This is a genomic window from Indioceanicola profundi (genome assembly GCF_003568845.1).
Lineage (GTDB): Bacteria > Pseudomonadota > Alphaproteobacteria > Azospirillales > Azospirillaceae > Indioceanicola > Indioceanicola profundi.
This window is the reverse complement of the sequence record NZ_CP030128.1, coordinates 306,567-331,371: the sequence shown is the minus strand read 5'-3', so window position 1 is coordinate 331,371 and position 24,805 is coordinate 306,567. Positions and strand designations below refer to the sequence as shown.

General features: G+C 66.8%; 22 protein-coding genes and 1 pseudogene. 12 read left to right on the top strand and 11 right to left on the bottom strand.

The genetic code is table 11. The annotated features are described in order from the left end of the window. Positions 1–232: 232 nt before the first annotated feature. From DOL89_RS22775 to DOL89_RS25240, 4 genes and pseudogenes are all read right to left on the bottom strand, one after another. Positions 233–382 (bottom strand): annotated as a pseudogene (locus DOL89_RS22775) (SDR family oxidoreductase); the annotation flags it as partial. 200 nt (positions 383–582) lie between these two features. After that, positions 583–1,398, bottom strand: coding sequence for a type I methionyl aminopeptidase (gene map, locus DOL89_RS22770; protein ID WP_119681649.1), 816 nt, complete (start codon positions 1,396–1,398; stop codon positions 583–585). 2 nt (positions 1,399–1,400) lie between these two features. Next, entirely contained in the window at positions 1,401–1,607 is a 207-nt protein-coding gene (locus DOL89_RS22765; protein WP_119681648.1) for a ParD-like family protein, read from the bottom strand. A 248-nt stretch (positions 1,608–1,855) separates the two neighbouring features. Then, on the bottom strand, positions 1,856–2,113 hold the full coding sequence (locus DOL89_RS25240; RefSeq protein WP_162937828.1) for a hypothetical protein: 258 nt from the start codon (positions 2,111–2,113) through the stop codon (positions 1,856–1,858). Between the two features lie 124 nt (positions 2,114–2,237). On the opposite strand from DOL89_RS25240, the gene aac(3) reads away from it, so the two are divergent. Both aac(3) and DOL89_RS22755 read left to right on the top strand, forming a co-directional pair. Then, positions 2,238–3,071 (top strand): aminoglycoside 3-N-acetyltransferase, encoded by an 834-nt coding sequence (gene aac(3) / locus DOL89_RS22760; RefSeq protein ID WP_119681647.1) that lies wholly within the window; start codon positions 2,238–2,240, stop codon positions 3,069–3,071. 272 nt (positions 3,072–3,343) lie between these two features. Continuing rightward, on the top strand, positions 3,344–5,083 hold the full coding sequence (locus tag DOL89_RS22755) for a tetratricopeptide repeat protein (protein WP_119681769.1): 1,740 nt from the start codon (positions 3,344–3,346) through the stop codon (positions 5,081–5,083). A 140-nt stretch (positions 5,084–5,223) separates the two neighbouring features. On the opposite strand, the gene DOL89_RS25235 is transcribed toward DOL89_RS22755, so the two are convergent. Then, positions 5,224–5,388: a hypothetical protein gene (locus DOL89_RS25235; RefSeq protein WP_162937827.1), complete on the bottom strand. Its 165-nt coding sequence runs from the start codon at positions 5,386–5,388 to the stop codon at positions 5,224–5,226. Between the two features lie 360 nt (positions 5,389–5,748). On the opposite strand from DOL89_RS25235, the gene DOL89_RS22750 reads away from it, so the two are divergent. Further along, a complete protein-coding gene (locus DOL89_RS22750; protein ID WP_119681646.1) occupies positions 5,749–6,405 on the top strand; it encodes a class I SAM-dependent methyltransferase in 657 nt (218 codons plus the stop codon). 122 nt (positions 6,406–6,527) lie between these two features. On the opposite strand, the gene DOL89_RS22745 is transcribed toward DOL89_RS22750, so the two are convergent. After that, a complete protein-coding gene (locus DOL89_RS22745) occupies positions 6,528–9,605 on the bottom strand; it encodes an efflux RND transporter permease subunit (RefSeq protein WP_119681645.1) in 3,078 nt (1,025 codons plus the stop codon). Between the two features lie 12 nt (positions 9,606–9,617). Then, positions 9,618–10,727 (bottom strand): efflux RND transporter periplasmic adaptor subunit, encoded by a 1,110-nt coding sequence (locus tag DOL89_RS22740; protein ID WP_162937826.1) that lies wholly within the window; start codon positions 10,725–10,727, stop codon positions 9,618–9,620. Positions 10,728–11,171: 444 nt separating this feature from the next. Between DOL89_RS22740 and soxR the strand changes: the two genes are divergently transcribed. The 6 genes from soxR (at position 11,172) to DOL89_RS22710 (ending at position 16,732) form a co-directional block, all read left to right on the top strand. After that, positions 11,172–11,645, top strand: coding sequence for a redox-sensitive transcriptional activator SoxR (soxR, locus tag DOL89_RS22735; protein WP_119681643.1), 474 nt, complete (start codon positions 11,172–11,174; stop codon positions 11,643–11,645). A gap of 157 nt (positions 11,646–11,802) precedes the next feature. After that, positions 11,803–13,224: a GntP family permease gene (locus DOL89_RS22730; RefSeq protein ID WP_119681768.1), complete on the top strand. Its 1,422-nt coding sequence runs from the start codon at positions 11,803–11,805 to the stop codon at positions 13,222–13,224. 166 nt (positions 13,225–13,390) lie between these two features. Further along, positions 13,391–13,840 carry a hypothetical protein gene (locus DOL89_RS22725; protein WP_119681642.1) on the top strand — a complete coding sequence of 150 codons (450 nt, stop codon included), beginning with the start codon at positions 13,391–13,393 and terminating at the stop codon, positions 13,838–13,840. 261 nt (positions 13,841–14,101) lie between these two features. Continuing rightward, entirely contained in the window at positions 14,102–14,725 is a 624-nt protein-coding gene (locus DOL89_RS22720; RefSeq protein ID WP_162937825.1) for a Crp/Fnr family transcriptional regulator, read from the top strand. Between the two features lie 218 nt (positions 14,726–14,943). After that, entirely contained in the window at positions 14,944–15,831 is an 888-nt protein-coding gene (locus DOL89_RS22715; RefSeq protein WP_119681640.1) for a sigma-70 family RNA polymerase sigma factor, read from the top strand. Between the two features lie 172 nt (positions 15,832–16,003). After that, positions 16,004–16,732: a hypothetical protein gene (locus DOL89_RS22710; RefSeq protein WP_119681639.1), complete on the top strand. Its 729-nt coding sequence runs from the start codon at positions 16,004–16,006 to the stop codon at positions 16,730–16,732. A 132-nt stretch (positions 16,733–16,864) separates the two neighbouring features. On the opposite strand, the gene DOL89_RS22705 is transcribed toward DOL89_RS22710, so the two are convergent. Together DOL89_RS22705 and DOL89_RS25230 are read right to left on the bottom strand one after the other, a co-directional pair. Further along, a complete protein-coding gene (locus DOL89_RS22705) occupies positions 16,865–18,025 on the bottom strand; it encodes a PRC-barrel domain-containing protein (protein WP_119681638.1) in 1,161 nt (386 codons plus the stop codon). 93 nt (positions 18,026–18,118) lie between these two features. Then, a complete protein-coding gene (locus DOL89_RS25230; protein WP_162937824.1) occupies positions 18,119–18,577 on the bottom strand; it encodes a PRC-barrel domain-containing protein in 459 nt (152 codons plus the stop codon). Between the two features lie 185 nt (positions 18,578–18,762). On the opposite strand from DOL89_RS25230, the gene DOL89_RS25225 reads away from it, so the two are divergent. The 3 genes from DOL89_RS25225 (at position 18,763) to DOL89_RS22685 (ending at position 20,530) form a co-directional block, all read left to right on the top strand. Continuing rightward, positions 18,763–19,215 (top strand): hypothetical protein, encoded by a 453-nt coding sequence (locus tag DOL89_RS25225; RefSeq protein WP_162937823.1) that lies wholly within the window; start codon positions 18,763–18,765, stop codon positions 19,213–19,215. Between the two features lie 115 nt (positions 19,216–19,330). Next, positions 19,331–19,921, top strand: coding sequence for a hypothetical protein (locus DOL89_RS22690; protein WP_119681635.1), 591 nt, complete (start codon positions 19,331–19,333; stop codon positions 19,919–19,921). Between the two features lie 198 nt (positions 19,922–20,119). Continuing rightward, complete coding sequence (locus tag DOL89_RS22685) at positions 20,120–20,530, top strand: response regulator transcription factor (protein ID WP_119681634.1); 411 nt, start codon at positions 20,120–20,122, stop codon at positions 20,528–20,530. 6 nt (positions 20,531–20,536) lie between these two features. Here the strand turns inward: DOL89_RS22685 and DOL89_RS22680 are convergent, their stop codons facing one another. After that, entirely contained in the window at positions 20,537–23,203 is a 2,667-nt protein-coding gene (locus DOL89_RS22680) for an AsmA family protein (RefSeq protein ID WP_162937822.1), read from the bottom strand. Positions 23,204–23,283: 80 nt separating this feature from the next. After that, complete coding sequence (locus tag DOL89_RS22675) at positions 23,284–24,798, bottom strand: PRC-barrel domain-containing protein (RefSeq protein WP_119681632.1); 1,515 nt, start codon at positions 24,796–24,798, stop codon at positions 23,284–23,286. Positions 24,799–24,805: the final 7 nt, after the last annotated feature.

Genomic DNA, 24,805 nt, shown 5'->3' with positions numbered 1-24,805 from the left:
TCATACACAAACGGATGCCGGTCTGCTGAGGCGGGCATTGTTGGCGGACTATGGATGAAGTCCGCTTTGCGCCAACCCCCGTTATCGGTCGATCGCTGCCCCCAGAGCTCCGTCCGCCGACCCCTCCGGCTGCATTGGGAGAACAGCGACACAGACCAAGCTGCAAGGGAGACAGCGCATCGAGGGCTTCGATCCCGGGTACCGAAGCCCTCACGCGCAGACGCACAAGGCCTCAGACCTGCGCAAGTCCACCATCGACGAACACCCCGCCGCCGGTCATGAAGCTGCTGTCCGAGGATGCCAGGAACGCGGCCACCGCCCCCGTCTCCGCCGGGTCGCCCATGCGCCCGGGGGGCGTCGTGCGGCCGAGCGCATCCATCCCCATGCCCGCGGGCTGATTGCTGAGGGGCAGGAACGAACGTTCTACGGTCCAACCAGGATTCCATTCCAGGCGAGTGTCACAGGCCTTGCGAACGGTCCCAATAACGCAGTGCAGCTTGGGCGGGGTCACGATCGGCGCCGCCCGTGACCTTGCTCTTCTTCTCCAATCCCACGCGCGAGATCAGTCACTCGCGCACCGTTTCAGGTGGGGTCAAACATCGGAACCGATCGACACCGGAGTCCGGCATCCGCAGCCGTTGGCTTCTCGTCGGGGCGCAAGGTCAGGACTCGCACGCCATCGCCCGTTACAGCGACCGTGTGTTCGAACTGGGCGGACAGTTTCCCATCCATCGTCACCACGGTCCAACCGTCCGCCTCCGTCCGCACCGTGCGCCGTCCCTGATTGAGCATTGGCTCGATGGTGAAGACCATGCCTTCCTTGAGGGTGATGCCCGTCCCAGGCCGCCCGAAGTGAAGCACCTCCGGCGCCTCATGCATCTCGCGCCCGATACCGTGACCGCAATATTCCCGCACGACCGAATAGCCGTTGCGCTTGGCATGCCGCTCGATGGCATGACCGACATCACCCAGTCTCGCGCCGGGGCGCACGGCACCGATGCCCTTCCACATCGCCTCGTAGGTCACCTGAACCAGGCGCCTTGCCGATGGAGCGACCGTTCCAATGAGGTAGGTCTTGCTGGAGTCCGCGATATAGCCGTGCTTTTCCAGCGTGATATCGAAGTTGACGATGTCGCCGTCTTTCAGGATTTCTCCGTCCGATGGAACGCCGTGGCAGACAACCTCGTTCCTGGAGCAGTTAAGCACATAGCCATAGCCATACTGGCCCTTGCTGGCCGGGCGTGCATCCAGGTGCTCGACAATAAAATCCTCAACCAGGCGGTTCACCTGCATCGTCGACAGACCGGCAAGTGGGACCGCGTCGAGATGGGCGAATACCAAGGCAAGCAGCCGTCCGGCTTCGGCCAGAAGCTCGATCTCCTCAGGCGTCTTCGTCACGTTCAGGCAGCCTTCAGGTCCTTGGCATCGACCCCGGCTTGCCGCAGCTCGCGCGCGACGATCGCATGGAAGGTGAGGTCGGGGTTCAGCTCGCAGAGCATGCCGATCCTGATCCAGAAGGCCGCCTGGGCGTTTATCGATCGGCAGGACACTTTGCATGCCTTGCGCAGTTGATCGTGCAGCTCATCATCGATGTTCACGATACCCATGTGATCCCCATATACGATTCATATATGGAGCATACATGGAATAGATAGACCGAGGCAAGCCCACCGCCACCATCTGCTGGGCCGCCGCTCCCACGCTTGGTGATCGCGTTGAGGCGTTCGGCGGTGATGTTGGGAGCAGCCGGGCCGCCATTCTTGCACGCCGGCAGCTACCCTATCGCTTTCGGTGATTCCGGCCGCCAGCGCTTTTCAGTAATCAGCTCCAGCAAGCCCCACGCGCCATTGCCCGATCAAGCAAGCTGTTCACCGAAGCCGCTGGCCAGGTCGCACGGCCAATTCGCATCTTCTCCCGCATGGCTTCCAGCAGCGCCGCGACAGAGCGGAATGACAGGGCCAGGTTCGCGCGCAATATCGGCCACGAGCGCCATCAGGCGATCATCGGCCGCTTTGGTTGGCAACAATGGCCCCTGCCCTGAGAACAGCCCGTCGCTCAGCCAGAAACAGCCCTGATCCATAACAGATCTCCCTTCGGAGACCTTGAACCACATTGCATCCGGCGTCCACTTTATGGGTCCCGGCTCTAGGCCGGCACAGAGGGCCGTTCTGTTACAAGGCCGGACGGCGGACGCATGAGGCCGACGTCACAAATCCCCTCCGCAGCGAAGGAGCGAGATGTTGACGGCGCCTTCCACCTCTCCACCTTTCCGCACGCGCGCCTCGCTCCGCTGCGACCTGCAAGCCCTTGGAATCGGGAGCGGCGACATGGTCATGGTCCACGCAGCCATGAGCCGGGTGGGACGGCTGCTGAACGGGCCGGATGCGCTGATCGGGGCCCTTCTCGACGCAGTCGGCCCCTCCGGCACCATCCTCGCCTATACGGATTGGGACGCCGCCTATGACGAGTTGCTGGACGGGAACGGCTGCGTTCCGCCCGAATGGCGCGACCACATCCCGCCCTTCGACCCCGCGGTCTCCCGGGCGAGCCGCGACAATGGCATTCTGGCCGAGTTCATCCGCACCACATCTGGGGCCAGACGGAGCGGCAATCCGGGCGCCTCCGTGGCCGCGATCGGGGCCTATGCCGACCGGCTGGTCTCGGCCCATCCGCTTGACTATGGCTATGGGGAAGACTCGCCGCTGGCGCGGTTGGTGGAGGCCGGCGGCAAGGTGCTGATGGTGGGCGCCCCGCTCGACACCATCACGCTTCTTCACCATGCCGAACATCTGGCCCGTATTCCGGGCAAGCGCATCCGCCGCTATGAGGTGCCCTTCGCCATGCCCCGAGGCGTGCTATGGCGCATGATCGAAGAGTTCGAAACAGCGGAGCCGGTCGTGCCCGGCCTGACCGACGACTATTTCGCCCAGATCGTGCGCGCGTTCCTGGCGGGCAGAGACGGAACGCAAGGCTTGGTCGGCGCCGCGCCCTCAGTCCTCGTCGATGCGGCGTCGATCTGCGCCTTTGCGGTCGAATGGTTAGAGCGGCAGGTCGGTGGCTGGGTCCCATGATGTGGTCCGACACTGCGGGCGGCCGGACGGGAACGGCCGCGCCGGTCGCACTCAAATGTGCCCATTCTTGTACAGACAGGTGACACGGCAGAACGCGTACAGTATCAATCCGAAAGAATCGGCCGTTTACATGCGGAGCTACACCGCTATTCCGTGATCTCGCGGTGGAACGACCTGCCGAACACAACTGAGTCCTTTCAGACATACTTCGGCAACAGGGGCAGGATAGACCCTCTCATCTCCATGGCGTGCCGATCCGCGCCCGATATGGAATGAGGATCATCATGAAACGACAGCTGCTCACAACGGCGCTGACCGCGGCCATCCTGGCTGTTGCCGGCCACATTCCCATGCCCGTAGCGGCCCGGGAACCAGCCTGCCACGCGACGAAGACCACGGAATTGAAGCAGTTCACGGGCAATACACGTCCCCGTGAAGGAAAGGGCGATGCCGAAGTTCCCCTATGGGACAACCTGCTGGGCCATCCCTTCCCGACCTCGACCCAGGTGAAGGAGGCGCAGCGCTACATCGACCAGGCGATCATGCTGACCTTCGGCTTCAACCACGCCGAGGCGGCGCGCAGCTTCCGGGCCGCCCAGGCCCTCGATCCGTCCTGCGCCATCTGCTACTGGGGCGAGGCGCTGGTGCTCGGCCCCAATATCAACGCCCCTATGGACCCGTCGGCCAATGAACCGGCGCTGGCCGCCCTGGGCCGGGCGAAGGCGCTGGCCGCAAAGGCCCCCCCCCGCGAGCAGGCGTTGATCGCGGCGTTGGACAAGCGCTATGCGCCGGCGGAGTCCGGACTTGGCCGTGCCGAGCTGGACAGGGCCTATGCGGATGCAATGGAAGATGTGGCCGCCCGTTTTCCGGATGAGGATATCGCTGTACTCTATGCGGAATCCCTGATGGATCTCAGCCCCTGGGATTACTGGACCGACGGAGGCGCCAAGCCGAAGAACCGCGGGGCCGACATAGTGGCCACGCTGGAGCGGGTGCTGAGGCGCAATCCGGACCATCCTGGGGCCATCCACTTGTACATCCACGCGGTGGAAGCCTCGGACCGGCCGGAGCGGGCAGAACCCTATGCCGACCGGCTTGCCGGGATGAAAATCGGGGCGGGTCATCTGGTCCATATGCCGTCGCACATCTATTACCGGATCGGCCGGTACCAGGATGCGCTTGTCGCCAACCGCCGGGCCGTTGCCACGGATGAGAACTTCTTCGCCAAGGTGGCGCCGGAGGGCCTCTATGCCGGCGGGTACTACCCGCACAACATCCACTTCCTGCTGGTTTCGGCGCAGATGGCCGGCGACGGTGCAACAGCCATCGCAGCGGCGGAAAAGCTGAGCCGTACCGTTTCCGACACGCTGGCCCGTGCGGCACCCGCCTTCGTGCAGCCGATCAAGGCCGCGCCCCTTTTCGCCCATGCGCAGTTCAGCGCCCCGGACGCCGTCCTGGCCCTGCCGCGGCCGTCCGGCGATTTCCCCTTCGTCGATGCGATCTGGCACTATGCGCGCGGCGTCGCCCAAGCCGCCTTGGGCGATGTGGAGGCCGCGCAGCAGGAGCGTGACGCGATCGCCAGGATCGCCCGGACCGCCGATCTGTCCGGGTTGGTGGAGGGCGGCGTTCCGGCCCAGGAGGTTCTCGGCATCGCGGCCAATATCCTGGACGGACGGATCGCACAGGCGGAGGGCGACTGGCCGGCGGCGGTCAGCGCCTTCAGGCAGGCGAAGTCGCTCGAGGACCAGCTCCCCTACATGGAGCCGCGGCACTGGTACTATCCCGTCGGCCAGTCGCTGGCGGCAGCGCTGATGAAGACCGGCGATCTGGCCGGAGCCGAGGCGGCATTCCAGGACAGCCTGCGCCTGGCGCCCGGCAATGGTTGGGCCCTCTACGGCTTGGCCGAGCTCTACCGCGTCCGCGGAAACCTGACGGAGGCCCAGGAGATCGAGAGCCGGCTGAAACGAGCCTGGGTTGGCAACCGGTCGCTGTTGCGTCTGGAGCGTCTGTAGCCACCGGCCCCGGTGAGGCGCACGCATCGGGGCCGGTTTCCGACGGGAGCGCGACCTGAAGGCCGTAGGCCAGGCTGACCGGCTGTCCGGACCAGGGCAGGCTCGCGGCACCAGCGCTGCCCCTAGCCAGGGGCGGAACCCTAGTCCCCGGCATAGGCCTCGGCATCCGCCAGCTCCAGGAGCCGGGACGCGGATTGAGCCGGTGCGTTCTGGCTGTTCGAGGATGCGTGATCCAGCACTGCCATTGCGGCGGTACGGATGGCCATATCCTGGAAGTCTTTCAGCAGGTCATTGACGCGATCCATGGGGCTGCCTTCTTTTCATTTGTCGTTCTCCGAGCGCTTGCAAGGACTCCTGCGACTTCTCAATCCATCTGCATTCATTAGATGTTGATGAAACACTCACATCTGAAGCAGAGGACGCTGCTTGCACAAAGGCAGCGAGGTAACCACGCCAGGAGGTCTCGCGCTTATCTGATCCATGTCTTTATACAAAATCGAAAGTGTTACAAATAGGCCTAGTGGCCTATGTGGCCATGTCCCGCCAAGGCCTTCAGGAGGCGACCTGTCGATCAGCTGTCATAAAGCTGCGCTACGCTGAGCGGCCCCAAGTTCCGGACGGGTGGACCGGCTGGGCCGGCCATGTCAGCTCAGGAGGACGATCAGATGCAGACCGGCTACGTTCGGACATATGAACGCATCGCGCCGCTCTATGATGTGCTGGACAAGGGATATGAGGTTCTCTGGAAGCGCCGGCTCCGGACGGCCGCCTTCGCCGGCATCTCCGGAACGATCCTGGATGCCGGGGCCGGAACGGGATGCAACATCCCCTTCTATCCCCATGGTGCGCGGATGGTGGCCGTGGACGCCAGCCCGGCCATGCTGGACCGGGCGCAACGGCGCGCCGCGCGGCTGAACCGGGAGGTCGAGTTCCAGGTCCTGGATCTGACGGACACGGGCCTTCCCGATGCCAGTTTCGACCATGCCGTCGCGACCTTCGTGTTCTGCGTGCTGCCCGACGAATTGACCCTGCCGGCTTTGCAGGAACTGGCACGCATCGTGAAGCCGGGCGGCACCATCCGCATCCTCGATTACACCCTGTCCCGGCGCGCCGCGGCACGCGTCTGGATGCGGCTGGTCGCGCCCTGGCTGCAGTTCGCCTTCGCCGCCCGCTACACGGCCCGGTTCGAGGAGCTGCTGCCCGCCGCCCGGTTGGAGGTGAGCGAAAGCAGGTTCGTCTTCGGCGACTCCGTGAAGTTCCTGGCGGCCCGCAGAACCGACGGGACCCAGGATGCCGGCCTGCCCGGATTGCACCCGGCATGAGCGCTTAAAATTCCGGGCGGGATCGACCCGCTTCCCGGCGCTCCTCAGCAGCGCTGGAAAATGCGGCGACACCCTGGATCAGGCGTCGCCGCATGTCGCGACAGGCCGGCTCCCCTCCCCGCTCAGGCCACGATCCGGACGTCGGCGGCGATCCGGGCCGGGTTCTGCTCGCTGGCCGGCCGCGCGTGACGGCTTGCCAGCAGCAGATAGACACAGGGCAGCACGAACAGGGTGAAGACCGTGCCGATGGCCATGCCCGACACCAGCATGATGCCGATGCTGTTGCGGGCCTCGGCGCCGGGGCCGCTGACCAGCACCAGCGGGAAGTGCCCCACCACCGTGGCGGCCGTGGTCATCAGCACGGGCCGCAACCGGGTCAACGCCGCCTGACGCACCGCCTCCAGCTTGGACAGCCCCTGCTCCTGCAGATGGTTGGCGAACTCCACCACCAGGATGCCGTTCTTGGCGATCAGTCCGACCAGTGTGATCAGACCGACCTGGCTGTAGATGTTGATCGTGGTCGCCCCCAGGAACGGGAAGACCAGCGCCCCCGACAGCGCCAGCGGCACCGATCCCGCCAGCACCACCAGCGGATCGCGGAAGGAGCCGAACTGTGCCGCCAGCACCAGATAGATCAGGACCAGCGCGAAGCCCAGCGTGCCGAGCAGCGTGCTGCCCTCCTGTTTGATCTGCCGGGATTCGCCGGCATAGTCGACGGAATATCCGGGCGGCAGGATCTGCTGCGCCGCCGCCTCCATCGTCTCCAGCGCCTGCGCCTTGGTGACGCCGGGCACGACGCCGCCATAGACGCGGAAGCTGTCCGCCTGCTGGAAGCGCGCCAGGCTGCGCGGGGCCACCTGGGTTTCCAGCCGGATCAGGCTGGACAAGGGCACCTGCGCGCCGGACGGCGTCCGCACCTTCATGTCCAGGAGCTGGTCGGCCGCGGCCCTGGCATCCCGCCCCACCTGCGGCACCACCTTGTAGGCGCGCCCCTCATAGTTGAAGCGGTTCACATAGTTGCCGGCCAGCAGCGTGCCGAGCTGCCGCCCGACCTCCGCAAGGTCGAGGCCGAGATCGGCCACCCGCTCCCGGTCCACCACGATCTTCACCTGGGGCATGTCCACCTTCAGGTCGGTGTCGGCGAACATGAACTGCCCGCTCTGGAACGCCGCCCCGACGAGCTGACCGGCATAGCCGGCCATCTGCTCCGCCGTGCCTGTGCCTTTGACCACCAGCTCGACATCGTAATTGCCGGCCCCCGGCAGGCTGGGGAACAGCACGGGGAAGACCTGGATGCCGGCGATCTGCGACATGGCCCCGAAGTAATCGGGAAGCTGCTCCATGGCGCTGCGCTCCCGCTCGCGCCAGTCCTTCAGCTCGATGCCGCCGAAGGCATTGGTGGGGAACACCACCTGCCAGATCTGGCCGGAATCGGGCAGCCCCGCCGCCCGGTCCACCACCTCGTTCATCTGACCGCTGGTATAGGCCAGGGTGGCGTCGGGGGCGGAGGAGACGAACAGGCCCACCATGCCCTGATCCTCCACCGGGGCCAGCTCCTTCGGCGACATGGTGTAGAAGGGCACGGCCAGCACCAGCACGAAGACGCCGGACACCAGCACCTGCGGGCGGTTGCGCAGAACCCAGTCCAGGGCAACGGCGTATCCGGCCTGGACCCGGTCGAAGCCGTGCCCGACCTTGCGGGTAAACCATCCCTCCTTGCCGCCTTCCGGCGCCACCCAGGAACTCATGATCGGCGACAGGGTGATCGCCACCACGCCCGACATGATGACGGCGATGGCGAGCGTGAAGGCGAACTCCTTGAACAGCACGCCGGTCAGGCCGGAGAGGAAGCCGATGGGCGCATAAACGGCGGCAAGCGTGATGGTCATGGCCACGATCGGCCCGAAGAGCTGCCGTGCGCTGGCCAGGGCGGCCTGGGTGCGGCCCATGCCCTCCCGCATGAAGCGGGCGACGTTCTCGACCACGACGATGGCGTCGTCCACCACCAGCCCGACCGCCAGCACGATGGCCAGCAGCGTCAGCAGGTTCAGGGAGAAGCCCATGGCCAGCATGGCGCCCGCCGCCCCGATCAGCGAGACCGGAATGGCCACCAGCGGCACCAGGGCGGTGCGGATGGAGCCGAGGAACAGGAAGACCACCAAACCGACGATCAGGACCGTCTCGGTCAGGGTCTTGCCGATCTCCTTCAGCGCATCCTCCATATAGACCGTGCCGTCATAGGCCATCTTGATCTCGACGCCGGCCGGCAAGGCCGGCGCGATCTCCGCCAGCGCCTCGCGCAGGGCATAGCCGACGCTGATCTCGTTGGAGCCGGGCAGCGGCCAGACGGAGAGGTAGATGGCGTCCTGCTTGTCCAGCCGCACATCGGCCGAGGGCTCCTCCGCCCCGAGCTCCACCGTGGCGATATCGGACAGGCGGATGATGGCGTCCCGGCTCTCCCGCACGATCAGGCGTTCGAATTCGGCCGGCGTCTTCAGGTCCGTGTCGGTCAGCAGGTCCACCTGCACGGACCGGCCCTTCGCCTGCCCGACCGCGGCGATGTAGTTGTTGCGGGTCAGTGCCGCCTGCACGTCGTCCGGGCTGATCCCGAACGCGGCCATGCGGGCCTCGTCCAGCCAGATGCGCATCGCCTGGGGACGCGCCCCTTCCAGCCCGACCCGCTGCACCCCCGGCAGGGTGGTCAGGCGCGGCTGCACTTCGCGCGACAGATAGTCCGTCAGCCGCGGCAGGTCCATGGAGCTGGCCGTGACGCTGACATAGAAGGTGGCATAGGGCCGGTCGGCCCGCTGGATTTCAACCGTCGGCGGCTCGGACTCGGCCGGCAGCTCGTTGCGGATCTGGTCCAGGCGGTTGCCGACCTCGGCCAGCGCCACGGTGCTGGGATGGTTCAGCTTCAGGCGCACGGTAACGGTGCTGGCCCCGGCGACGCTGGAGCTTTCCACATAATCCACCCCGGCGATGGAGGAGACGGCCCGCTCCACCGGCGTGGTGATGAAGCCGCGGATCACGTCCGCGGGCGCTCCTACATAGACGGTGGTGACGATAATGGAGGAGCTTTCGATGCGCGGGAACTGCTGTACCGGCAGCTCCTGCGCCGCGCGCCAGCCGACGAGCACCACCACCAGATTGATCACCAGGGCAAGGACCGGGTGTTTGATGAAGATATCGACGAATCTCATGGCCGGCCCCTCTTAGCGGGACGCCGTCTGGGCCGGCAGGCCCGCCGCGGCGGCGGCAATGTTCACCGCCAGCCCTTCACGCAGCTTGAAGGAGCCGTTGGCGGCGATGGTCTGGCCGGGTTCAAGCCCGCTCAGCACCACCGCCTCCTCCCCCTGGACCGGGCCGAGGCGGACGAATTGCTGCTTCGCGCGCATGACGCCGTCCTGCTGGGCCAGCAGGAAGACGTGGTCGCCATAAGGCGCCCGGCGCACGGCGGTCAGCGGAATGAACAGGGCCTGCTGCGGATCGGCGGTCGCGGCGGTGACGTCCACGAAGCTGCCGGGCAGCACCTTGTCGCCCATGCCTTCCAGCACGGCGCGGAAGCGGATGGACCGGCTGCCATCATCCACGGCGGCATCATGCGCCACGATCCGGGCCGGCGCTCCGCCGGCGGGAAGCGCGCTGCCGGACACGGTCACGCTGCTGCCGGGCCCCAGCCGGGCCGCCACATCCTGCGGAAAGGCGAAGTCGACATAGGCGTCCGGATCGGCGCCTTGCAGCAGGGCGACCGGGGTGCCTTCGGACAGATAGGCCCCGGGCTGCAAATCGCGGATGCCGACGCGGGCCCGGAAGGGCGCAACCAGGGTCTTCTTGGTGATCCGGACCTCCAGCGTGGAGACCCTGGCGCGGGCGGACGCAAGCGTGGCGCGGGCGGCATCCAGATCGGCGGCGCTGCCGGCCTGGGTGGCGGCAAGCCGCTCCCGCCGCTCCAGCGTCAGCCGGGCCAGTTCCGCATCCGCCTTCGCCGCGGCCAGCTCGGCCTCCTCCTCCCGCGTGTCGAGCCGGACCAGGATCTGCCCCTGCTCGACCACCGCGCCGGACTCGAACCCGACCTCCACCACGGTGCCGGCCAACTCGTTGCGCAGCTCCACCCTGCGCAGGGCCGCGGCGGTGCCGACCGCGCGCGAGCTTGCCGACCATGTGCCCAGCCGTGGCTGAATGGCCATGACCGTTTCCATCGGCTCCGGCATGGCGGCGGCCTCCGCGATGGCAGCCGAAATCTGAAAATATTTGAAGCCGCCGAGACCGCCGGCCGCGATCACGATGCCGGCCGCAACCGCTGCCCAGGATTTCGCACTCATGATTGTTTCCCTCATGCCGTCGGGGCAGCCATTCGTCCGCCCGTGCGTCTACTCCAGCCACGTTTCCGTCATGTTGCAGCCAAGCGTCACAATGGCCTCGCATCGAGAAAAAGCACCAGTGCCGGTTCTATTCCGATGTCGGATGCGTTCATTGCCATGGATCGGCTCCGACCACAAGTGCTCAATCCACGCTCCGGTTCGACCTTGTCGGCAGGCCGCGCAGCAAAGCCTCGCATCCGCTTTTCTCCTCTTCCGCCGTCCGGACCTGCTGCCGGTGCTGCTGCCCCTGCCCCAAGGACGCGCGAGCGTGGCTGCCCCCGACAGGGGAGAGCGGATTTTCTCAATTGGGCATCTGCTGTCATTGCCCCGGTCCCTCGGTGCGTTGCCGCCATGGAAGTCCCGTGGTACGACCTCAACTTAACTTGAGGTCAAGAGGCAAAGCGCATGCGCGGGAGCGACGCAGATCCGGTCGCCAGGGATCTTTCCGTCGGCGAGGTTGCGGAGCGCAGCGGCGTCGCCGTATCCACGCTTCATTTCTATGAGGCCAAGGGTCTGATCTCGAGCAGCCGGAACCGCGGCAACCAGCGCCGCTACGGGCGCGACGTGCTGCGCCGGGTCGCCGTGATCAAGGCCGCGCAACGCGCGGGCATCCCGCTCGCCTCCATCCGCCATGCCCTGGCAAGCCTTCCGGAAGGGCGCACGCCGACGGCGGAGGATTGGAGCCGCCTCTCTGCCGGATGGAAGGCAGAGCTGGACCAGCGTATCGACGCCCTGACGAAGCTCCGCGATCATTTGAGCGATTGCATCGGATGCGGTTGCCTCTCCCTGTCCGCCTGCCCGCTGCGGAACCCGCAGGACATGCTTTTCAAACGCGGGCCCGGGCCGCAGCTCCTGGAGCTTGGCGGCGGGGAGGAATAAGGTCCCGGCAGGCCGGTCGGGTCCGATCAGGCCGTGAGATTTCGCGGATGCGAGCATGCAATCCGCCCTCCCCGCGTGTTCAGTGCGGGGTGCAATGCGCTACGCTCCGTAGCGCCTCTGCTGCAATGCATGAACTCGGATGGGGAGCCTTTGAATGCTGGGCCTGTTCGGCATCATCCTTTCCCTTGGTCTGCTGATGTATCTTGCCTACCGGGGGATCACCGTGCTGGTGCTGGCGCCGTTGCTGGCGACGCTGGCGGTTTTGATCGGCGGCGATGCGCCCCTGTTGGCGACCTACACCCAGATTTTCATGCAGTCCGCCGGCGCCTATGTGACGACCTTCTTTCCCCTGTTCCTGCTTGGCGCGGTCTTCGGGAAGCTGATGGACGACAGCAAGTTCGCCGCCGCCATCGCGCGCTGGATCGTCACCCATACGGGGGCGGAGCGGGCGATCCTGGCCGTGGTGCTGTCCTGCGGCATGCTCACCTATGGCGGCGTGTCGCTGTTCGTGGTGGCCTTCGCCGTCTTCCCCATCGCCGTGGCCCTGTTCCGGGAGGCCGGCGTGCCGAAGCGGCTCATTCCCGGCACCATCGCCCTGGGCTCCTTCACCTTCACCATGACGGCCCTGCCCGGAACGCCGGCCATCCAGAACCTGATCCCGATGCCCTATTTCGGAACGGACGCCTTCGCCGCTCCCGGTCTCGGCATCATCGCCGGACTGATCATGTTCGGGCTGGGCACCGCTTGGCTGAGCTTCCGGCATCACCGCGCCAATGCCGCAGGCGAGGGTTTCGATGAAGCCTCGGCCGGCAGCCTCGCCCCGGGGGAGCGGCCGGCGGCCAAGGCGTTCCAGCCCCCTGTCGAGGGGGACCGGCCGCTCCCCAGCGCGGCACTCGCCTTCCTTCCCATCTTCCTGGTGGTCGGGCTGAACTACCTGCTGAGCAATGTGGTGATTCCGGCCATGGACACGGGCTATCTGGCCCAGCCGGAATATGGGGAAACGACGGTGGACCGGGTCAAGGGCACCTGGGCCATCATCATCGCTCTCACCGTGTCCTGCTTCACGATCCTGGCCTTGACTTGGCGCAGGCTGGACGCGCGGGAGGCCGTGAACCGGGGCGCCATCGGCTCGTTGCTGCCGATCTTCAACACGGCGTCGGAGGTCGGGTATGGCGCGGTGATCGCCTCTCTGGCGGCCTTCATCGTCCTGCGCGACGCCGTGCTCGGCCTGTCGCCGGACAATCCGTTGATCTCCCTCGCGGTGGCCGTCAATGTTCTGGCCGGCATCACCGGGTCCGCGTCCGGCGGCATGAGCATCGCGCTGCAGACCCTGGGCGATACCTATGCCGCCATGGCCCAGTCCGCCGGGATCAGCGCCGAGCTGATGCACCGCGTCACCGCGATCTCCTCCGGCGGCTTCGACGCCCTACCCCATTGCGGCGCCGTGATCACGCTGCTGAGCATCTGCGGCCTGACGCATCGCCAATCCTATCCGGACATCTTCGTGGTGGCGATCGCCATCCCGATCTTCGCGCTGGTCACGGTGATCGTCCTGGGCTCCCTGTTCGGAAGCTTCTGACAAGCCTCAACCGCCCGGGGCGCCCCATCGACCGTGATCCGATCCCGCAACGGTTCCGGATTTCAGTCAGGGTTTTCTCTAAGGCGACCTCCGAAGCGTCTCTGCCCGCTGGCCGGAATCGGCGCGAAAATGGCGCCGGCGCATCCGGCGCCCCGGGGAGGCAGAGATGCCCGTCTTCATCATCGACGAAAACGACCACCAGCTTCTGATCGGCGGCAGGAATGGGACTCTCGACGGACGCAGCCGCGCGCGGGGGCAGGATCTCGACCTGGACGACCGTGACACGCTCGGCTTCGGTCGGCTGGTGGGCGACGCCCGTCGCCTTCCGGACAGGGCGCGCGGCGGTAACGATCTGAGGGACTTCGGATCACCTTCGACGAGAACCCGATCCTGCTGGTCGGCGTCGAAAATCGCTCGGCGCGGGATGTCGTTCTGGATTGGCGCTGAGCCGACGGAAGACAGTCGCGACGTCGGCGGGCGGGTGCGACCGCGTCCGCGCCTGACAAGCCCGAATATCCAGGACCAGGCCACACCGCAGGCTTGGCGGGCCAGCCACCTTCGACCTAGTGCTGCCGCTCAGCGTTTCCAGCCAGACCAGGGCTGCTCCGGCCATTGATTTCACGCTGTTGCACAGGCGCTGCAACAACGGAGTAGCCGTGCCGTTGCTCAGAGGAGATGTGAAATACGGCCAGGACGCCTGCAGAACGCACCCAGGCTCGCGGGCGCTCTCCATCAGGTGCAAGCCGATGCCGAGGATGATGTCATGCGGGAAGTGAGCCGGGGGGAGCACGGATTTGGGAAAAGGTCCGGTTTTCGCCCTCTGACGCCCTCGGAGGCCGCCTTCGTCTCCGCTCTCACCCAGCGGCAGGTTCGTCGCATGCGTAACGCCTCCATCATCGAACCCGGACAGACCGACGCGCCCCTGTACACCCTTCACCAGGGCTGGGCCTTCCGCTACGTGCCCTTCGCCGACGGCTCGCGGCAGATCGTCGAATTCCTGCTGCCCGGCGATCTGGTCGGGCTTCCGGCCGCATTCCTTCCGCGCATGATCTACGGGGTCGAGGCGCTGACCCGGGTGGAGCTCTCCTTGCACAGCCGCGAGACCGTGGACCGGATCTTCGCGGAGCAGCCGGACCTCGCCAAGGCGCTGGTGCGCGGACTGATCGATGATCGGCGGCGCTCCGACTTCCGGCTCGCGGTGCTCGGGCAGAAGCAGGGTCCGCACAGGATCGCCTACCTTCTGCTGGAGCTGTGGGAGCGGCTTGAGCGCATCGGGCTCGTGAATGGAACCACCTGCGAGATGCCGCTGCGCCGCCGCCACTGGGCCGATGCCGCCGGCATGTCCGGGACCCACGTGGCCCGATCGCTGGACTGGCTCCGCGACCACGGCCTGGCGGAGGTGCACGACGGCGCCGCCGACATTCTGGACCGGGACGGGCTGGCCAGCCTCTCCGGCTACATTCACCTCGACGCCGCGCCACAGCGCCTCCTGCTGCTCTGACCCGCCGGTCGGAACCGAGGGCTGCTGACGCCCAAGGGTGCACGCACCCTGGCTTTTCAGCACATATGTGCAGATTTCCTGTGACAATCTGTGGCCGCTCCGGTTGGCAGCGGTGAAGCAGCCGACGAACCCCACCGTGCCCTGATCCAATCGGGCCGGACAGGCGGCCCTGTGCCGAAGGGCAGGCTGCATCTGCGGAGAACAGAGAGGATCGGCCTATGAACGACCCGCTTGTTTCCGACGTGACCGCAGCGTTGCCGGAACTCCAGCGCTATGCTCTACGCCTAACCCGGAATCCCGACGATGCCCAGGATCTGGTCCAGGACTGCATGGTCCGCGCCCTGTCCAAGCTCCATCTGTTCGAGCGGGGCACGAATCTCGATGCCTGGCTGACCACCATCCTGCGCAATCTGTTCATGAACCGCTGCAAGGCCGCCCGGCGCTGCGCCGAGGTCGAGCTCGACCACGAGACCCCGGTCGCGGCGGGGCAGGAGCATCAGGTCGAGCTTCGCGAGGTCGGGCATGCCTTCAACCGTCTGACGGCGGAGCAGAAATTCCTGGTGCGCCGCTGTGGCGTGGAGGGCAGGTCCTACAAGGCCGTCGCCGCCCAGCTCGGCGTCAGCATGGGCACCATCCGGTCCAGGCTGAACCGGGCCAGATCCCGGCTGAAGGAACTCGCAGCAGCGCCCCGGCGGGGGCCCCGACCCCATGCTCTCCGGACTCCGGACCCGGCCAGGGTCGCTCCGGCGCGTCCCGCTCCCCAGCCGGCGCCGGCCCTGCCGAAACGCCCCGTGCGGATCGCCGCCTCTGCGCTGCGCCGCGCCCGGCCGCCGGCCTGCCTGCGTCCAGCACCACCCCGGAGCGGACCAGGCGAATGCCGCCGCAACGCAGGCGCTCCTGCGCCGCAGAACAGACGTCCCGTCCAGAGATTCCGAAGGTCCGGCGCGGGCGTGTCCGCGCTCCGAAAGCAGCGGGCCGCATCGGTCCGCCCACGGCATCGAAGCCGTTCCGGCGCGGAAGAGGACGATCGCGCCCGCCGAGGCCGGGCTATCGCTTGGTCGCTGCCGGCCCCCATCGATCTCCTGCCCATCCCGCCTCCCCGATGAATGCAAGCCGACTCTCTGGAAGGCTGCCCCGAGACAGGGCCCGATCAGGATGGGGAGTCCGATCCCTCACGACGTCCAGCCATCTGCGCCTGTGCTTGAGGCGTCTGTCGGGGCGTTGGCATTCTGAAGCGGGCCGCGTCCGCAACCTGCCGGGTTCGACTTCGGAGAAGACATGACGGTTCCTGCCGCCGCAGCCCTGGCCCTTTTTATCATCGTTCACCTGTTCGTCGGCAAGCTCCGCTTCCTGCACGGCGTCCCGCGCAGCCGATGGCTCTCCATGGCGGGCGGCGTCGCGGTCGCCTATGTGTTCCTGCACGTCCTGCCGGAACTCGGAACCCACCAGAACAGGGTCGAGGCGGAGGTCGGCGCGGGCCTGCTGGAAACCGAAATCTATCTCATGGCCCTGCTCGGGCTGGTGTCCTTCTACGGGCTGGAGCGGCATGTCCGCGGCTCGCGCGCCCAGATGCGCGCGCGCGGTGGGGAGGACCATCCGGAAGCGGGCGTCTTCTGGCTGCATATCGGGTCCTTTTCCCTCTACAACCTCCTCATCGGCTATCTTCTCCTGCACAGGGAGGAAACCGGGATCTGGTCGCTCGCCCTCTATGCCGTGGCGATGGCGCTGCATTTCGTGACCAATGATTACGGCCTGCGGGAGGACTATAAGTCGGCCTACGACCGCATCGCCCGCTGGCTCCTCTCCGGCGCGGTGGCCGCAGGCTGGCTGCTCGGCCTGATCCTGACGGTGTCGGACATCGCGGTCGGCCTGCTCTTCGCCTTCCTGTCCGGCGGGGTGGTGCTCAACGTCCTGAAGGAGGAGCTTCCCGAAGAGCGCCAGAGCCGCTTTCTGCCCTTTCTGGCGGGACTGACCGGCTATGCCGCGGTGCTGATCATGGCGGGCTGAGCAGGGCCGGAACGGCGCGGCGGCGTGCCCTCGCCCGCCAACCTCTCCGCGCTCGACACAGACAGAAGAAAACGGGCGGCCCGTTGACCGGGCCGCCCGCCTTCATTCGATCAGTGCGCCTCTAGGTGCGCCTTACTGCTCGCCCATGCCGACCATGTTCTCGCCGAGCTGGTCGCGGTTGAACTCCGGCATCGCCTCGATCTGCTCCTTGGTCAGGCTCACCGAGACGCTGCCCTCGCCCGGATTGTAGTTCGCCTCCTGCCAGGGGATCATCACCTGGCGGCCGCCGATGCCGAGGAAGCCGCCGACTTCAACGACGATGGCCTGGATATCGCCGCTCGTGCGGTCCACCAGCAGATCGTTGATATCGCCGATCTCTTCCCCGTTCGGACCCATGACGGACTGGCCCATCAGGTTCTCGGCCTGCGCCAGACCGGCGGACTGCCCGGCTGACTGGCTGGGTGCAGCGGCGGGATCGGCAGTGGCCGTCCGGGTCTCCTCCATGCCCGCCGGACCGATCGGCTGCGCCTGCCGGGTCTCGGTCTCGCGCTCCGGCTCCGCGCCCCCGACCTGGGCGGTCTGCTGTTCCTCGTCCGGACGCAGGACGGTGACCTCCGTCTCGCCCTCGCGCACCACGTCGACCTCGGCCTTGCCCTGCTGCTGGACGGTGACGTCCGGCTTGGCCTGGTTGACACTCACTTCCGGCTCGGGCTGCCGCACCGCCACGTCGGGGGCCTGCTGCTGCACCGTGACGTTCGGTGCGGGCTGCAGCACGGTCACATCCGGCGAGGGCTGCTGCACCTGGATCTCCGCCGCCTCCGCACCATCCGCCTGGGCGCTCTGCTGCTGGCCCTGCTGATTGGACCCGCTCTGGGACTGGGCGGTCTGGACCTGCCGCATCTGGGTTTCAAGGTCCGTGATGGCCTGGACGGCGGCCTGCTTGTCCTGGTTCTCGGCCGCCTGCTCCAGCGCCTCCTCGGCGCTGTCGATCCGGCTGGTCAACTGCTGGAGCTGTTGCTTGTCCAGCTGGCTGCTTTCCAGCGCCTGACGGATTTCGGACAGGGTGGCCTTGGCCTGGGTCACCGGCTGCTGCAGGCTATCAGCCTTGGCCGTCTCCAGGCTGCTGCGGACCTGCTGCAGCTTCTGCGCCTGCTGCTGGACCTGCTGGGTCTGGCCGGCCTGCTGCCCCTGGCTGGCCTGGGGCGGCTGCTGGCCGGACTGCTGAGCCTGGGCGATTGAGGCGGTGCCAAGCACGAGCGCGACGGCCGTGCCCAGCCAAAGTGAGTTCCGCATGGAGCTCCTCCACTGTGTCGGGTTGGTCTTGCGGTGATGCTGTGTCACCTGCGCCACCAACTGATCAGTCCCTGGGCGGTTCCCAAAAATGTCCTACTCGATCTGCCCAACGTTTGTAGCACCTTCTTCAAATGCAGGCAGGGCGCTGATCTCGGCGGCCGGATGCGAGACCACAATATTTTCGTTCAGCCGCGTCACCGACATTTCACGCCACGGGATCGCGACCCGCTTGTTCTCCAGCGCGACAAGCACATGCGCCGCGCCCTCGCTGTCCACCAGGATATCCTCGACCTCGCCCAGCGGTTCTCCGCCCAGGGTCTGCACCTGCTTGCCGATGACCTTGGCCAGCCCGACCGGGGCGTCGGTGTTGGCGGCGCGGGCATAGGCCGGCTGGCCGGGATAGGGCTCGCGGTCGGCGTCCAGCGCTTCGGGCGGAAGCTGTGCTGCGCCCGGCGCAGGGGTGGACGGTTCTGTATCCTGCGTCTGGGCAATAGCGGCTGGCGCGGCCAGGAGCAGCACCAGCGTCGAGGCGATTGAAAGGCAATGGCGCATTCCGATCCTCCGGAAGTGGATTGGTTTAAACGGGTGATGATCACCCTTCACGCGCCCAACCACCCGACGCGGCACCCGTTGCCGAAATTGTCGGCATAGCGGCCGGAGACGGTGTCCTTGCAGGTCGGAAACGGGCCGGGACGCGCCCTGTTCTATATGCACACCCCATGAGGATGGAGAGAACCGTGCCCCCGAGACTGCTGGCCCTTGCCGTGCTGACCGCTGTCTGTGCTGCGCCCGCCTCGGCGCAGAACCTGCCCAATTCCGGCAGCCAGGGCATGCCGGGAGGCCTCGGGGCGGCCGCATCCCAGGCCGCGCAAGCGCTTGGGTCCGCCGCCAAGGACAAGATGATGATCAAGGACCTGCTCGGCGCGCAGGTCACTGGCCCCGGCGGACAGGTGATCGGTACCGTCGACAATCTGGCGGTGGTGCCCGGCGGGCGCATCGTGGCGGCCCTGATCTCGACCAAGGACAAGAACACCGGCCGGCTGGCCGTGCCCTTTGCCGCGGCGAAGCTGTCTGCCACCGCGGGTAAGATGGGTCTGCAGCTGCCGATGACGTTATCGGAGCTGCAGAGCAACAAGGACATACAGGCGCTCACCCAGACCGTTACCGGCATGGCGGGCGGCAGTCCCTGAGCGCTGGCCGTTACGGGTTCCGTGCCGGAAAACCCTGAAACAGGTCTTCTTGGGTGGTGTTGTGCGGGCCGTCCAAGCCTGGACCGACAAGCCAGAAGCAACGAGGAGACACACCATGCGAACCCTGATCGTTCCGGCCGTGGCCCTTGCCATGTCCGTTTCGTCGGTGGCCCTGGCACAAGGCCAGCAGGGCGGCTCCCCCCAGGGCGGCAGCCCGCAGCAGAGCGGCCAGACTGCCGGCCAGTCCGGCGGCCAGCAGTCTCAGCAGGCATCGACCCGCAGCTACAAGGAAGTCGAGGAGGCCCTGAAGCAGGCCGGCATCCAGGATGTCCGCACCCTGAACGCGGCCTATCTCGTCAGCGCCGTGACCAAGGACGGGGAGCAGGTCACCTTCGTCGTCGATCCGCCGGCCGCCAGCGCTGGGGCCCAGTCCGGCAACGGCAGCCAGCAGGGCAACGCGTCCGGCCAGCAGAGCGGGAACCAGCAGAGCAGTGGCGGCCAGCAGGGCGGCGCGTCCGGTCAGCAGATGGCCCTGCGCGGTCAGCAGCAGGTCATCGATGATCTGAAAAAGGCTGGCTTCACCAAGGTGCAGATCCTCGATGCCGCCTATCTGGCCACCGGCAAGACCAAGAACAATGACGAGATCACGATGATGATCGATCCGACCTCGTCTGGCGGTTCCGGCCAGAGCGCATCGTCGCAGTAAGAAACATAGGTAGAGCCGGACTGCCCGGCCACTGCCACATCGCCCCGCCCGGTGCCCGCACCGCGGCGGGGTTTTTTCGTCTCTGCAGCCCGACTGCTCCGCAGCTGTCATTTATACGGCGACAGTCCCTGACCCAGGGCGTTGGCCTAAGAACCCCCGCCAGAGGGGGCATGGCAGCGACACTGGGGAGGAGTCGACATGGTCCGTCTCGTGCTTGTGCAGGATGATGAATGCACCGCTTCGGCGCTCCAGGATGCGCTATCGGCGCTTGGCCATAGGCCGGTCGCGGCCTGCCAAGAGCCGGAGGCTGCCCTGGAGGTGGAGCGGCACGGCCCTGGGCTTGTCGTGGTGGAGTGCGGACGGGAGAAGGCGCTGGACGGCGTTATCAGGGCCATCCGGCTGTCCCGACTTGGATACCCGCTGCTTGCCATTTCCGCTTACGGCAAGCTGGGACCACTTCTTCGGGACTACGGGATTCATCATCTGCGGATTCCCTATTCCGTCGGGAAACTCCAGCATGCCGTCGTGCAGGCCTGTGCCTCGCCGCCGAACACGGCGGATTCCGATACATACCCGCATTTCGGTCGCGCACGCCTTTTCCGGGCTTGAGGCCGGCTACCGGGTTGCCGTCTCGTCGGTTTGGCCGGCCAATGTGCGCTCACACACCCGCTCTTCCGCCAGTTTGGTCCAAAGGGACGCGTTGACGTCGATGTTGGGATTGGTGAGAGGTCCGGTGGCGTCCACCGGAACCGTCATGTCCAGCAGCTTCCGGTTCTTTGGGCGGGGCACGATCCTGACATCCATGGTTTCTTTTGCCAGATTGACCTGCCCCTTGCCGCGCACGACCATTTCCGGGGTCACGAACACCATGGTTTCCGGATCAATGGTGCCGTTCACGATGTCGAAGGAGCCGACCACGCAATCGATGGGCCTGGCCTCCCCGCCAGAGAACAGGAAGCCCAGAGCTTCCCCGATATTCACGGCCATGGCATCGATGAGCCTGGTGGTGAACTTGCCGTCCGTTACATAGAAGCGCATCGATCCGCCGAGAGTCTCGGAAACCATCTGCAATGTCGGACCCGCCGAGGTGAGATCGACCGTCCCGTGCATCAGGCCCTGCACCTCACCAGGGATCGGCAGTGCGGCCAGGGCCGCTTTCATGCTGACGGCATCCAGATCGGCTTTCAGCCCGACCGTCGGCGGCGTTTCCTGAGCATCGGCGGTGAAGCTGCCTTTCACGCGCCCCTCCGCAACCGCGACGGTGAAAGGATCGACTTGCAGCCTGCCATCCTTCAGCCTGGCCTCAAACTGTCCGCCGCCGACCGGGAACCCAAGGCCGGTGACCTCTGCAATGTCCACCGTGACGTCGGCATTCGCCGCCTTCAGCGTTTCGAACGGGATCGGAGCGGGAGGAATAAGCTGCTGATCGCCCGCTTCCCCCGAGCCGCCGCCCGATGCCGGGATCGCCTTCTGCAAGGGGCTCCAGGCGAGGCGTGGGATCGAGAGATCGGCCCGGACCATCGGCACCGGCCCCTGGAAATCCGCCGATGCCGTGCCGTTCATCTGGGTTTCGCCAAACCTTGCCTGAAGATTCCGGGCGGCCACCCGCTGAGCCTCAAGCTGTAGATCGGCGCTGGCCTGCACTGGCGTGGCGCCGACCTCGCCGTTCAGCTTCACGGGCATGCTGTCCGCGTCGGCGTCCCGCTCCGCCGAGAGGGTAAGGGTGAGCGGCTCCTCGCCGAGCTGGCCGTCCACGCTGCCCTGGAACGAACCGGCCAAGTTGGCCAGCAGCGCCGCCATGGATTGGCCCTTGCTGCGCACATCGGCGTTTCCCTGCATTTGGCCGTCCAACGCCTGCATCCTGATCGGCAGAAGCTCGACCGGAAGGCTCTGTGCTGTCGCAGTGAGCTGGATCGCCGGCGGGATCGCCGTCGCGTCCACCTCCATCGTTCCGGTCAGGTTGCCCTGATCCGTTTCCACCCGCATGGGATCGATCCGGAGAACCCCTTTCGCCAGTCGGATGGAGGCGCTGGCCGCTTGCAGCGGCAGGGCGGAACCCAGTATCCGCTCGGCCCGCAGCATCAGCTCTGCGTTCACCGCCTCCAGCCAGTGAAAGGGAAGGTCCTGCGGCCCGTTGCCCTGCCCGCCCCCGCCGTTTCCGATGTTCAAGCCGCGGAGCTGATCAGCGGCGAGCGTGATGGCGACAAGCTTGCCGCTGACCATCGGCTTGGGGCCGGAGCGGTCCAGGGTCAAAGCGCCCGTCAGCTCGCTTTCGCCAAGCCGGGCCTGGAGGTTTTCCGCACGCCACTGCTGCGGGCCGGTCGTGATCTGCGCTGCGGCATGGAACGGGGGCGTGGAACGGATCGACAGGCCGGCCAGGGACAGCAGCGGCTTGAGGTCCTTGCCGTCGACAAGAAGGTCGAAGCTGGCTGACGGCGTCTGGAACAGGTCCTGAATTCTACCGGACATTCTCGCCTGCACCGGTCCTGTCAGCGCTTGCGCCTCGACCGGCACGTCGCCCTGGCGCAGCTCATCCAGCGTGCCGGTATGTCCGCTGAAGCTGAAGCTCTGCAGGGGCTGCTGCCCGGCCTCGATCCTGCCCTCTCCCTCGAAGCTGACGGGCTCGTTCGCGGATGGCGCGGCGACGCGCAGCCCCTCCAGCCGGACCATCTGAACCGCATCCAGCATGGCATCGCAATACGTCAGGCTTCCGTCGACGACCAGGAGTTCCTGAAGCCCGTAGAGAGGCGCTGAGGTCTGCGATTGCGGCTGCTGTCCGGCGGACAGCAGCCCCTGCCAGTTCGCCCTGCCGTTCCCGTTCACTTCCAGGAAAGCGGCCGGCGCCTGCACCTCCAGCCTGGGCACCTGTACTTCGGGCGGGAAAATACCGGTGATTTCGACGGCGGCTTCGATCCGCTCCGCCCTGGCAAGCCAGGGCTGCTCTGCCCATTCGGGATTTCCAAGGGCCAGGTTCGTCAGCTCAAACCTCGCCGGCATCCCCCAGTCCAGCACGCGAATGCGTCCAAGCTGGACATCACGGCTCAGCACCATGCCGGCGGCAGTCTCCGCGGCGCTGGCGAGAACACGGCCATTCACGGTGGCCGTGGCCAGCACCAGGGCAGTCAGCCCGGCCGGAACGACAATCAGGCCCAGAAGAATGGCGAGCAAGGCTTTCAAAGCTGCCTCCGCGGTCCAGGATCGGTCGCGCCGCAACCGGCTGGCCTGTGGAGCCGTGCTCCCGGCCAGCGGATCGCGAAGCAAGAAGCCAGGGAACGATGCCATGGCCCGATCATCCCTGGCGCGGGCTCCGGCCCTGCCCGGCTGCAAACCGATCCCGCAGCCGGGCAGGGCCGGAAGCGGCATCAGTTCCGCTGCTGCTGGGGACGCCGCGGATCATCCGTTGCGCCGGGCGCATCGGTGCCGTCGATGGGGCCGGTGGATGCGTCCGCCTGTGCCCCGCCGCTCAGCGCGGATTCCGGCGCCGGCCGGACGGCCACCGCCTGATAGCTGTTCCCCTGCACCCGGTAGCTCACCCGCACCGGATCGCCCTTGGAAATGCTGTTGGGATCGATGTTGCGGGCCAACTGGAAGGAACTGCCATTCTCCAGTGTCAGGGTGCGGTTCTGCCGGTCGATGGATCGCACCGTGCCCAGCACCAGCCGCCGGATGCGGCTCGGCTGCGCGGCATCCTGCTGCTGCGCCCCCTGACCGGCCTCCGCATTCTGCTGCTGCCCGGAGGCGGCGGCCGACGCCGCCGGAGCCTCGACATAGCGGTCAAGCCCCTGCCGGCCGGACTGGCCGCCCAACTGCGGCTGGGCTGAGGCCTGCTGACCCGACCGGTTGGACTGTGCCGCCTGCGGGTTGCCGCCGGACCCACGATAGGCTTCCGGGCCGTAGCCGCGCTGACCGCCAGCCTGGGCCTGCCGGTTCTGTGCGGCGCTGCCGCGGTTCTGGTTCTGATCCTGCGGCATCGCGACAACGCCCACCACCATCGCGTCGGGCGCCAGGACGAAGGACTGGCCGTCCGACGCCAGCTCGACATCCTGATAGGCAATGGGGACAAAGCCGGTGCCAAGCGGCGGCGTGTTCCGGGTCAGCCGGTTCGCACTGGACTGCTGAAGCGCCAGCAGATAGGAGACGGCCCCCCGTTCGATGTCGATCATCACCGACTGGATTTCGCCGATCCGGGTGCCGTCAGGCGTGGTGATGGCAAGGCCCTGCATCTGGTCCACCGTCGTGACCGCCGGCGGCGTCAGCATGCCGACCACGCCGTGGCCGATCACCATCTGCGAGGATGCGCCGCCCTGCCCGCCGGACCCGCCGCCCGGTGCGGGCGCGTAGTATTCGACCAGCCGGGCCATCACCCGCGGGCTGGTGATGCGGGAGATTTCCGCATCCGTAAGGGTCGGCACCTGGCGGGCGACCTGCATGGGCACCTGCGCCACGATCTCGCCCGTTCCGCCCTGTGTGACGTCGATGGCGTGCCAGGGCATGGCCAGCAGCGGCGCGCCGCTTTGCTGCCCGTCTTGCTGGCCGCCCTGGTTTCCGGCCGGACCGGCCCCCTCCTGACCCTCCTGGTTCTGGCCGGACAGGGCTGGGACGCGGATCAGCAGCGTGGCGATGCTGCCCGTTTCCGGATCGACCACGATGTAGTCCACCCGACCGAGATCCTGGTCGTCGGCGGTCACCACATTCTTGCGGATCAGCTGCGTTGCGGAGACCATCCGGGCGGCGGGATTGCCGCCGGACGCCTGCCGGTCCCGACCGGCCGGGTGATGCTGATGGTGGGGATGGTGCGGTCCGCCCGGACCCTGCTGCGCCAGGGCCGGCGCGGAAAGGGCAAGGCCCATGGCCGTTGCGATCATCAGTGATTTCATGGGTTCG

Excerpts from the sequence above, each read along its gene's own strand:
- DOL89_RS22765 (WP_119681648.1), bottom strand. The coding sequence starts at position 1,607 with ATGGGTATCGTGAACATCGATGATGAGCTGCACGATCAACTGCGCAAG.
- DOL89_RS25240 (WP_162937828.1), bottom strand. The coding sequence starts at position 2,113 with ATGTGGTTCAAGGTCTCCGAAGGGAGATCTGTTATGGATCAGGGCTGT.
- DOL89_RS22755 (WP_119681769.1), top strand. The coding sequence starts at position 3,344 with ATGAGGATCATCATGAAACGACAGCTGCTCACAACGGCGCTGACCGCG.
- DOL89_RS25235 (WP_162937827.1), bottom strand. The coding sequence starts at position 5,388 with ATGGATCGCGTCAATGACCTGCTGAAAGACTTCCAGGATATGGCCATC.
- DOL89_RS22750 (WP_119681646.1), top strand. The coding sequence starts at position 5,749 with ATGCAGACCGGCTACGTTCGGACATATGAACGCATCGCGCCGCTCTAT.
- DOL89_RS22745 (WP_119681645.1), bottom strand. The coding sequence starts at position 9,605 with ATGAGATTCGTCGATATCTTCATCAAACACCCGGTCCTTGCCCTGGTG.
- DOL89_RS22740 (WP_162937826.1), bottom strand. The coding sequence starts at position 10,727 with ATGAGTGCGAAATCCTGGGCAGCGGTTGCGGCCGGCATCGTGATCGCG.
- soxR (WP_119681643.1), top strand. The coding sequence starts at position 11,172 with ATGCGCGGGAGCGACGCAGATCCGGTCGCCAGGGATCTTTCCGTCGGC.
- DOL89_RS22725 (WP_119681642.1), top strand. The coding sequence starts at position 13,391 with ATGCCCGTCTTCATCATCGACGAAAACGACCACCAGCTTCTGATCGGC.
- DOL89_RS22720 (WP_162937825.1), top strand. The coding sequence starts at position 14,102 with ATGCGTAACGCCTCCATCATCGAACCCGGACAGACCGACGCGCCCCTG.
- DOL89_RS22715 (WP_119681640.1), top strand. The coding sequence starts at position 14,944 with ATGAACGACCCGCTTGTTTCCGACGTGACCGCAGCGTTGCCGGAACTC.
- DOL89_RS22710 (WP_119681639.1), top strand. The coding sequence starts at position 16,004 with ATGACGGTTCCTGCCGCCGCAGCCCTGGCCCTTTTTATCATCGTTCAC.
- DOL89_RS22705 (WP_119681638.1), bottom strand. The coding sequence starts at position 18,025 with ATGCGGAACTCACTTTGGCTGGGCACGGCCGTCGCGCTCGTGCTTGGC.
- DOL89_RS25230 (WP_162937824.1), bottom strand. The coding sequence starts at position 18,577 with ATGCGCCATTGCCTTTCAATCGCCTCGACGCTGGTGCTGCTCCTGGCC.
- DOL89_RS22690 (WP_119681635.1), top strand. The coding sequence starts at position 19,331 with ATGCGAACCCTGATCGTTCCGGCCGTGGCCCTTGCCATGTCCGTTTCG.
- DOL89_RS22685 (WP_119681634.1), top strand. The coding sequence starts at position 20,120 with ATGGTCCGTCTCGTGCTTGTGCAGGATGATGAATGCACCGCTTCGGCG.
- DOL89_RS22680 (WP_162937822.1), bottom strand. The coding sequence starts at position 23,203 with ATGGCATCGTTCCCTGGCTTCTTGCTTCGCGATCCGCTGGCCGGGAGC.
- DOL89_RS22675 (WP_119681632.1), bottom strand. The coding sequence starts at position 24,798 with ATGAAATCACTGATGATCGCAACGGCCATGGGCCTTGCCCTTTCCGCG.